Below are 7270 nucleotides of genomic sequence, written 5' to 3'. Positions count from 1 at the left end.
GCGGCTCGCGAATCCAGCAACGATCCGATCGAGGGTGTGATTCGGATTGAGACCTCGCCGCGGGAGAAGGCCACGCCGGTCATCTTGGACATGATGCGGTCGGTGTATCCGCATGAGCAGGTGTTCGGCCCGTACTGCACGGTCAACGGCTACATCGACTGCCCGCCTGATGACCTCTATGAGTACCTGGCCGATACCCGCAGCCTGGAGGAGTGGACCTACAGCCTGCGCGGGTTCGTTCCCACCGAGGAACCCGGGTTGTGGCTGGCCTATGACCGGCTGGGCTCAGAAACCGAGATCTACACCCGCACGGTGGCCAACAAAGAGGCCCGCACGGTGGACTACCACTGCGCCTGGGACCAGGGCACCCACTTGTGGATGATCTACCTGATGCGGGTGGTGGACGCCCAGGTGGTGCTCAACAAGCCCGGTTCGGTGGTGTTGTGGACCAACTGCCATCACCCGTTCTATGACCACAACCCCTACCCCGAAGCCGCGCCGCCGGCCCGCCCGGTATGGGTCGGCGACTTCTGGGAGATGTTCGGCGCAGGCCACGAACTCGAACTCAAAAACCTCAAAGCCATCGCCGAATACCGCCACCACAACGGCCTACCCATCACCCCGGACTGGATGCGGGAATCCGACGTGAACAACACCGAGAAGAGCGGCGTCTGATGATGAAGTCCACGACACCGACGGTCAGCCTGATCGACGTTTCCACCTACCTGCCGCAGAACCGCGTTCCGGCAGAGTGGTACACGGATCAGTCGGACGCTGACACCGATATGCGCGACAACCCGATGTTCAGCCCGCCGGAGTATCGGCATCACACGGCGATCGATGAGTCCAACGTCGACATGATGGAGCGGGCCGCTTCGGGACTGGCTGATCGTCACGGCGCCGAGGTGCTTGCCGACGTCGACGTGCTGCTGACCCACTCTCAGATGCCCGACCTGCCCATCGTCGGAGCGGGCGGCGAAGTGGCCAGCCGACTCGGCATGAATCCCCAGGTCATCATCGACGTGCACAACAGCGGCTGTGCCTCGTTCATCTACATGGTCAACCTGGCCCGCAGGCTGCTGCAGTCCGGCGCCGGAAGTACTGCGATGATCGCCTGCGCGGCGACCGCCGCAGGAAAGATCTTCGAGCAGGAGCAGGTTCGCAAACTCGCGCAAGCGTCCGTCCCCGGTGACGGCGCAGGTGTTGGCCTGCTCACGTTGTCCGACACATCTCCGGTGCTCGATGTCGAAGCCCGTTTCTACGGGCAGAACGCTGTCGACATGACCCTGGAAACCGAGCCGCCGCGCCGGTGGTGGGAGGCCGGGCCCGGTGAGGGCCACGTCGGCTTCAACGAGGGCAAGATCATGAAAGTGCTTTCCCGCGGGAACCGGATGGTGCCCGAAGTCGTGCACGCAGTGTGTGACCGGATCGGAGTGAAACCCGGGGACCTGGACCTGCTGGTCACCAACCAGCCGAACCGGCTGCTGTTGCGCAACTGGGCCGAGGCGCTGGAGCTTCCTCGCGAACGCCATCGGGACACATTCCAGCAGTGCGGCAACCTCTTCGGCGTCGGTATACCCGTCAGCCTGGAGTCGGCCATCGATGACGGACAACTCAAAGCGGGTGACATCGTGATGATGGCTGGATTCGCGAACGCAGGCGACTTCGCTGGTGCCGCCGCCATCCAATGGGGCGGGAGGCCATGAGTTCCGCGCGCCAATACCTCGGCAGCACACAGCAATTCAGCATCGGTCAATGCGCGTCCGCGCATCGGCACCAACGCTAGGGGGAAGCATTTCCATGACGTCTACAACTGAGCAGAACGAGAAGTTGAATGCGGTAATTCAGGATCTGATCGATATGATCAAGGCCGAATCGCCAGGCGTGAATCTCACAGTTGATTCGGGTTTGCAGGACGGAGGACTTGATTCGCTCAAAGTCATGTCCCTCGTCTTGAGGATCGAGTCGCGCTACGGCATCGAACTGGATGCCGACGACGGCGACGAGTTACGCACTCTGGCCGATCTTGCGCGCCTTGTACAGCGTCGTATCGAGAAGCAACCATGAAAGGCCCGTCCGCGATCCGGCCGAAGTACGAGACGCTCCCCGAGGCCCTGGCCGCCGCAGCGGGAACCGCGACGAGTCTGACCTTCGTCAACGCCAACGAGGAAGATCGAGAAGTCCCGATGACCGGGGTACGGGAGAAGGCGTTGTCTATCGCCGCCGATCTCTCCGCACGCGGTGTGCGGAAGGGCGATTGCGTGGCGCTGGTATTGCCGACCTGTCCCGCGTTCGTCGAGTGCTTTTTCGGAGTGATGTTGGCGGGCGCTATTCCCGTGCCGCTGTACCCGCCGGTGCGGCTTGGCAAGTTTGACGAGTATCACCGCAAAACGGCGGCGATGCTCACGGCGGTGGACGCCGCCTTGGTGGTGACCGACCAGCGTATTCGCCGTTTCCTCGGGGTGGCGGTGGAGAAGGCGGCCCCGCGGCTGGGCTGTGTGACCGCGTCCGACCTGGGCATCGCGGACGCGGTGGAGGTCGGCCTTGGTCCTGACGACATCGCCTTCATCCAATTCTCCTCTGGCACAACGCATGATCCGAAACCGGTCGCGCTTACGCATGAGAACCTGCTGTACAACCTCGCCACGATCGGAAACTATCTCGCAGGCGCGGGAACGCCCGTTCCGGTGGGCGTCTCCTGGCTGCCGCTGTATCACGACATGGGATTGATCGGGAATCTGCTGTCGGCGTTCTATATACCGGCCCCGCTGGTGCTGCTTCCGCCAGAATTGTTCGTTTCCAGACCCGGATCATGGCTACGGGCAGTCTCACGACACCGCGGCACCATCTCGACTGCGCCCAACTTCGCATTCGGCTTGTGTGTCAACCGGATCACCGACGATGAACTCGACGGCGTTGACCTGTCATCGTGGCGGTTGTGCCTGAATGGCGCGGAGGCGGTCAGCGCCGCGATGCAGCGGCAATTCAGCGAGCGGTTCGAACGGTGGGGCTTCGACGCGTCGACTCTGACACCGTGTTACGGAATGGCCGAGGCCTCACTGGCCGTGGCCTTCAAACCTGCCGGCACGAGGTTCAAAACCCTTGCGATAGAAAATGACACTCTGGCTTCGAAGGGTGTCGTCGAGCCGGGCAGTAAAGAGCTGGTGAGCGTAGGCGTTCCGTTGGCGGGAGTCGAGGTCGAGATCCGCGACGACCAGTCACAGCCCGTGCCCCCTGACCACAGCGGCCGCATTTTCGTCAATAGCCCCAGCGTCATGGCCGGTTACTACCGTCGCAAAGATCTGACGGATGAAACACTGCAGGACGGATGGCTCGACACCGGAGACCTCGGCTTCGTCCACGACGGTGAACTTTTCGTCTGCGGCCGGAGCAAGGACACGGTGATCATCCGCGGCGCCAACCACGTCCCACAGGATTTCGAGGCGGCGCTGGAGGGGTTGCCTGGCGTGCGGACGGGATGCGCCGTCGCCGTGGGCTTCGTCCCTGAAGGGGAAGAGGAAGAGGCGTTGGCGATGCTCGTAGAAACCACGCGCGACGCCCCGCCGACCTTGGCGAGCGATGTGTCGTCACGTGTTGTCGAGCGCACCAGCATTCTGCCCGCCCATGTCGAGCTGCTGGTGCCGGGTACATTACCCCGGACCTCCAGTGGAAAAATGCGCCGCCGCGAGGCGCGCACACAATGGCTGGAAGGCACGCTCGCTCCGCCGAAGAAGGTCTCTCCGGTGCGGCTGATGTGGTACGCGGCCAAGGGCCAACTCTCCCATGCGCGCGCTGCGCTCGTGCGGTCCAACGCCGCCAGCCCAGCCGTCGATCAACTCGAACGGAGTTGATCGGCGGCCACGCCTGAGGCACGCACTTTTGTCTCCGCCTCGCCGCTAAACGCCGAGGCGGTTTCCGATGATTTCCTTCATGATCTCCGTTGTGCCGCCGTAGATCGTCTGTACGCGAGCGTCGAGGTACGCTCGCGCAATCGGGTATTCGCGCATGTATCCATAGCCGCCGTGCAGTTGCACACAGCGGTCGACCAGCCGGACGTATGACTCGGTCGCGTACCACTTGGCCATTGCAGCCTGTTCAGCGGTGAGCTTCTCCTCGAGGTGCAATCGGATGAACTCGTCGATCAGGACTCGCACCACGGTCGCCTCCGTCGCCAATTCGGCGAGCAGGATGCGGTTGTACTGGAAGCTGCCGATGGATTGGCCAAAAGCCTTGCGCTGGCTGGTGTAATCCAGCGTCCACTTCAGTGACGACTCCATCGCAGCCGCCGACATCAGGGCAATCGAGAGCCGCTCTTGCGGAAGGTTCTGCATCAGGTAGAAGAAACCTTTGCCGACCTTTCCGAGCAAGTTCTCCCGCGGCACCCGCACATCCTCGAATGACAACTCCGCGGTGTCCTGTGCCACCATCCCGATCTTGTCCAGCTTGCGACCGCGCTCGAATCCCTCCATGCCCCGCTCTACAACGAGCAAGGAGAATCCCAGCGGGCTCTTTTCGCGGCTTGTCTGCGCGACCACGATCACCAGATCGGCGTGAATCCCATTGGTGATGAACGTCTTTGCACCGTTGAGCACCCAGCCGTCACCGTCGGCAACCGCCCTCGTGTTGATGCCGAGCAGATCGCTTCCTGCGCCGGGTTCGGTCATCGCGATTGCGGTGATCATCTCGCCCGAGCAGAATTTCGGCAGCCAACGGTGCTTTTGCTCCTCGGTGCACAACCGCATCAGATAGGGCGCGACGATATCGTTGTGCAGCGCGAAGCCGATCCCGCTGTAGCTGCCCGCTGTGGTTTCCTCGGTGACGACGACGTTGAACCGGAAGTCGGGATTGCCCCCGCCACCGAATTCCTCAGGAACCGCGGTGCCCAAAAAGCCCAGCTTGCCGGCCTCCAGCCACACTCCGCGATCGACGATCTTGTCCTCTTCCCACTGCGCGTGGTACGGGGCGACATGGCGTTGCAGGAACGTTCGGTAGGACTCGCGAAACAGCTCGTGCTCCGGCTCGAATAGCGTGCGCTCATACATCACGGCGTTGCTCATGGCGGTGACCCTCCCGCGTAGCTTCCTTCAGACCAGCAAATTTTAACGCTCTTAACGCTGACGACTGGCTGTTTCACAGTTTCGGACATTTTTGAACGGATTTTCTTGTATTTAAGTAGGTAAATATACCTGCGTGAACAGTTGTTTCGATGACCCGTCCGACACCGCTACTTTGTACCAGCGACCTGTGCGGTCGAGCCGATCGGCCACACCACCTGGACCAAACCAAGCCTAACTTGGCGAATCATATGGTGTTCGCTGATCTGACCCAGACGGAATGAAGCCGAGCCCGCGAACGCGGTACTCGTCGGACCGAGGTTGATTTTGTCCGCTTGCAATGACTCGCGACCGACCCTGACCTGAGGTAATCGTCTCGAGGCGCCCGTCAACTCCCGCAAGCGCACGTAGTTGTGGCAATTATGACAACGTCGGCGCAAACACTATCGCGCGTCAGAAGGTCGGTGATGTTTGCTGGAGTATGCGGCCTTCCGGGAGGACTCGGCCTAAGGGGCCGACGTCCCTTAGCGCTTGCACTGTCAACCACTCTGGACTGAAGGTGCTATGCATGGCGCGCGGTCTCTTACACGTGGGTGAGATGGGCTTGCACTGCGCGCGGCGAGACGAACAACCGCGCGGCGACTTCCTTGTTGCCGAGGCCTGGCTCACGAGCTTCACGACTTCCAGTTCGGCGTGTCAGCGGTGCACGCCCGGCCCATGCTGCCTCGAAGTCGTTGTCCCACACAACCCGCGCGCCACCGTCAACATTGTTGCCAAGGATGACAACCTGCCGTCCCTGCTTCTCAATGTGAGTGCAGTTCCTCTTCGCACCTGAAGCGTGTGCATCGTGTGTCCGCCGCCGGGCGAGACTGGACCGTAAAACCCGCCGCAGTGGCAGCATGAGACTAGTACGGCTGCAATTGGCCACGCAGATCGGAATCATTGCCGCCAGGGCCGGTCCTACGGAATGCACACCGATCACTGTGAGCGCTGGATCGACCGAAGGAGCGTCAAAAAGATGCAAACGATGCGGTCTGTCGTCGCTGACACGCTGGGCGAACCGTCCGAGGTTCTGCACGTGCAGAACCGTCCGATTCCGGAGCCGGGTCCCGGCCAGGTCCGGATCCGAGTGGCAGCTGCACCAGTCGAGGCCAGCGATCTGCATACCATCCGCGGCCGATACGGATTCACCCCGGAGTTCCCCACCGTACCCGGGATCGAATCCGTCGGTGTGATCGACGGACTCGGCAGCGGCACAGACGGTCTGACCGTCGGGCAACGCGTCATGACGATCGGCGTGACGGGCACGTGGCAGGACTATGTCGTCGCCGATACGGGGCGGGTCCTGCCTGTTCCGGCCAGCATGAGCGATTCCACGGCCGCCCAGCTTCTCAGCAATCCGCTCACCGCCGTCATCTTGACCGGTGATGAACTCGATCTCCGACCCGGTGAATGGCTCCTGCAGACCGCGGCCGGTTCAATCGTGGGCCAGTCGGTCATCCAACTCGGGGCGCACGTCGGCTTCAAGACCCTCAACGTGGTCCGCCGTCGATCAGCTGTCGAGGACCTCCTCGCTTTGGGGGGCACCGCGGTGATCTGCACCGAGGATGAAGACCTGCGCGAACGGGTGGCCGACATCGCTGGCCACGACGGCGTGTCCAAGGCGATCGATTGTGTCAGCGGTCAGGTCGGTGCCGACGTGTCGCGTGCGCTGGCACCGCACGGTGAGCTGGTCGTCTATGGTGCGCTGTCCACGCACCGCCAAACCGATCCCGACAAACTCACCATCCCGATCTTCTCGCGTTCACTCATCTACGAAACAAAGACCGTTCGGGGGTTCTGGCTGTTCCGCTGGTTCAGCGCGACTCCGAAGGATCGGATGGCCGCAGCCATCGACCGGACAGTTCAGCTCGCCGACACCGGTGCGTTGCGCGTGCCGGAGGGCCAGCCGATTCCCGTCGAAAAGTTCAGCGAAGCCGTCTATTTGGCCGAGGCTGCGGACCACGGCGGCAAACCGCTGCTGGTGTTCGAACCGTAGTGAAAATACGGCCCATGCCCTGCCCGCGATGCGAATCGAGGTTTGTGCGTTTCGGGTTATGAGGCTGCGAGTGCCGTGAGTGCTTCGGCTGAATCACTGTCCGGCTGGGGGTGGTATATGAACACCTGAGTGTCGGAGCCGGGGACGGTGAGCCTGGTGCGGCGTAGATAGAGATCAC

The 7270-nt window shown here is 62.2% G+C and carries 6 protein-coding genes; 5 read left to right on the top strand and 1 reads right to left on the bottom strand.

What is annotated here, in order from left to right; translation table 11 throughout:
* Positions 1 to 27 precede the first annotated feature (27 nt).
* Genes QOC76_RS05885 through QOC76_RS05870 form a run of 4 tightly spaced genes read left to right on the top strand, consistent with a single transcriptional unit; the run spans position 28 to position 3851 of the window.
* Positions 28 to 675, top strand: a complete 648-nt coding sequence (locus QOC76_RS05885; protein WP_526355150.1) for an SRPBCC family protein — start codon at positions 28 to 30, stop codon at positions 673 to 675.
* A 2-nt stretch (positions 676 to 677) separates the two neighbouring features.
* On the top strand, positions 678 to 1706 hold the full coding sequence (locus tag QOC76_RS05880) for a 3-oxoacyl-ACP synthase III family protein (RefSeq protein WP_526355148.1): 1029 nt from the start codon (positions 678 to 680) through the stop codon (positions 1704 to 1706).
* 49 nt (positions 1707 to 1755) lie between these two features.
* Positions 1756 to 2067, top strand: a complete 312-nt coding sequence (locus QOC76_RS05875) for an acyl carrier protein (protein WP_526355146.1) — start codon at positions 1756 to 1758, stop codon at positions 2065 to 2067.
* Complete coding sequence (locus tag QOC76_RS05870) at positions 2064 to 3851, top strand: fatty acyl-AMP ligase (RefSeq protein WP_526355144.1); 1788 nt, start codon at positions 2064 to 2066, stop codon at positions 3849 to 3851. The genes QOC76_RS05875 and QOC76_RS05870 overlap by 4 nt, the downstream gene beginning before the upstream one ends.
* 45 nt (positions 3852 to 3896) lie before the next feature.
* Here QOC76_RS05870 and QOC76_RS05865 read toward each other — a convergent pair whose 3' ends face one another.
* Positions 3897 to 5057 (bottom strand): acyl-CoA dehydrogenase family protein, encoded by a 1161-nt coding sequence (locus QOC76_RS05865; RefSeq protein ID WP_526355142.1) that lies wholly within the window; start codon positions 5055 to 5057, stop codon positions 3897 to 3899.
* A 1024-nt stretch (positions 5058 to 6081) separates the two neighbouring features.
* Between QOC76_RS05865 and QOC76_RS05860 the strand changes: the two genes are divergently transcribed.
* Entirely contained in the window at positions 6082 to 7092 is a 1011-nt protein-coding gene (locus QOC76_RS05860; RefSeq protein WP_526355140.1) for a zinc-dependent alcohol dehydrogenase family protein, read from the top strand.
* Positions 7093 to 7270 lie beyond the last annotated feature (178 nt).

Origin of the sequence: Mycobacterium sp. (assembly GCF_032159565.1) — a bacterium.
In the GTDB taxonomy this organism is placed as follows: domain Bacteria; phylum Actinomycetota; class Actinomycetes; order Mycobacteriales; family Mycobacteriaceae; genus Mycobacterium.
This window is presented reverse-complemented; position numbering and strand designations above follow the sequence as displayed.

Bases quoted from the DNA above. Each gene is read 5' to 3' on its own strand.
- QOC76_RS05880 (WP_526355148.1), top strand. From the start codon at position 678: ATGAAGTCCACGACACCGACGGTCAGCCTGATCGACGTTTCCACCTAC.
- QOC76_RS05875 (WP_526355146.1), top strand. From the start codon at position 1,756: ATGCGCGTCCGCGCATCGGCACCAACGCTAGGGGGAAGCATTTCCATG.
- QOC76_RS05870 (WP_526355144.1), top strand. From the start codon at position 2,064: ATGAAAGGCCCGTCCGCGATCCGGCCGAAGTACGAGACGCTCCCCGAG.
- QOC76_RS05865 (WP_526355142.1), bottom strand. From the start codon at position 5,057: ATGAGCAACGCCGTGATGTATGAGCGCACGCTATTCGAGCCGGAGCAC.
- QOC76_RS05860 (WP_526355140.1), top strand. From the start codon at position 6,082: ATGCGGTCTGTCGTCGCTGACACGCTGGGCGAACCGTCCGAGGTTCTG.